The organism is Nesterenkonia massiliensis (assembly GCF_000455245.1).
GTDB lineage: Bacteria > Actinomycetota > Actinomycetes > Actinomycetales > Micrococcaceae > Nesterenkonia > Nesterenkonia rhizosphaerae.
The window spans coordinates 195,380-197,191 of record NZ_HG005169.1 but is presented as its reverse complement, the minus strand read 5'-3'; the positions used below and the strand labels follow the sequence as shown (position 1 = coordinate 197,191).

Genomic DNA, 1,812 nt, shown 5'->3' with positions numbered 1-1,812 from the left:
GTCGTCGGCGCCGGGCTCGTCGGCCGGGGGGCCGTCGTCGGGTACACGCAGCACCGGAGCGGGGACGCCGTTTCTCCATGTGATGTCCCGTGTCGCCTGTCTGATCGACCCCGGCCTCACCTTCCTTAGCCGCGATGCCGAGGCCCGGTCCACGTTCTGCGGGCCGTCCGGTCGTGGACGGGCACGCCCGGCGCCGGCACAGAGCGTCCGAAGTGCCACGGGGCGGGCCGGCAGGAATGATCCGGGCGGGACGCGGCCCCCCACCGGGGGTGACCCTGCCGGGCCGCCGGGTCCGGACCCGGTCACGCGGCTCTCGGGACGGGCTGGGCGCGTACCTGCCGCTCTCAGCGCCCGCGACAGGGAGTTCCGCGAGTGGGCGACGGAGGTCGGGGGCCGGACATCCCGTTGTCGGCAGGTACGATAGGGTCATACCGTCGAGCTCCCCGCCCGAGGGGCATGACGAGGAGGTCAGCATGGCTCTGCGCGAACTCGAGTTCACGTCGCACAACGGCACCGACACCATCCAGGCCTGGGTGTACGAACCGGCGGTCACGCCGGTGGCGGTGGTCCAGCTCATCCACGGTCTCGGCGAGCACTCCCGCCGGTACCTGCACATGACGGCCGCGCTGGTGGATGCGGGGTTCGTCGTGGTCGCGGACGATCACGCGGGTCACGGTCGGACGGCGATGCAGTCGGGGACGTGGGGTGACGCCGGTGACGAGTCGGCGACGGTCATCGTGCAGGACGAGGTGACGCTGTACCGGAAGGCCAAGGAGCTGTTCCCCGACCTGCCGTACGTGGTGTTCGGCCACAGCCTGGGGTCGATGATCGCGCGGGCGCTGGTGCTGCAGCCGGGTGTCGAGGTCGACAGGCTCGCGCTGGGCGGTATCGCCGTGGGCATGCGCGGTGTCGAGTCGACGCTGGATCGCGAGGCCCTGAAGGCTGCCGTGGCGGCCGACGGTTCCGCCCCCGCTGCGGATGCGTTGGTGGGCCAGCTGTTCGACGGCTTCTACGACCGCCTCGGCCCGGACTTCGGCCCGACGGACTGGGTGGCGCGCAACGCGGACGTCGTCCGTGATCACGGCCGCGACCCCTTCAACAACTTCGGCGCCCCCTTGAGCAACCGGTTCCTGCAGGGCTTCGTCGACGTGTACGACCAGGCCAACGGCGACGACTTCTTCGACCGCCTTCCGCAGGTTCCCGTCGCGATCTTCGCGGGCGCGGAGGACCCGGTGACCAACTACGGCGAGGGTGCGCGCGAGGTCGCCCGGCGCCTGGAGGAGAAGGGCCACGACGTCGAACTCCACATCTACCCCGACGTCCGCCACGAGGTTCACAACGAGCCCGAGACCCGCGCCGAGATGGAGAACTCCCTCATCGAGTTCGTCCACCGCGCCGCCGGGCGGGACGACGCCTGACCCCCGAGGCGCACCCGGCCGCTCGCGCCCAAGCACCGTGACGGGGCCCTGCCGTGAGGATCGTCTCTCGGCAGGGCCCCGTCGGTGATGTGAGGTCTCAGGCCATGACGGGACGCACGCGTCGCCCAGCGAGGGGCTCGTCCATGGTGACCTCGCGAAGCGGAGGATGTCGCCGGTGGCGCAGCGAGGGCGAGAGGCCTGGCCACGGGTGACCTCGCCGAAGTGAAGGCGAGGATGCCGAGAGCAGGCTCCGCGACGAGTGCCTGAACATCAACAGCTTCTACTCGCTGCTCCACGCCCAGGTCGTGATCGGCGACTGGAAGACCGAATACAACCACGACCGCCGGCATTCATCGCTCGGCTACCTCGCACCCGTCGACTACGCTCGGCAATG

The 1,812-nt window shown here is 70.6% G+C and carries 1 protein-coding gene and 1 pseudogene; both read left to right on the top strand.

Annotated features, from left to right (window positions below; genetic code table 11):
• Nucleotides 1-473 precede the first annotated feature (473 nt).
• Nucleotides 474-1,418 carry an alpha/beta fold hydrolase gene (locus TX78_RS09460; protein WP_044495730.1) on the top strand — a complete coding sequence of 315 codons (945 nt, stop codon included), beginning with the start codon at nt 474-476 and terminating at the stop codon, nt 1,416-1,418.
• A gap of 230 nt (nt 1,419-1,648) precedes the next feature.
• Nucleotides 1,649-1,812, top strand: a pseudogene (locus TX78_RS13270) (integrase core domain-containing protein); the annotation flags it as partial.

Excerpts from the sequence above, each read along its gene's own strand:
- TX78_RS09460 (WP_044495730.1), top strand. The coding sequence starts at position 474 with ATGGCTCTGCGCGAACTCGAGTTCACGTCGCACAACGGCACCGACACC.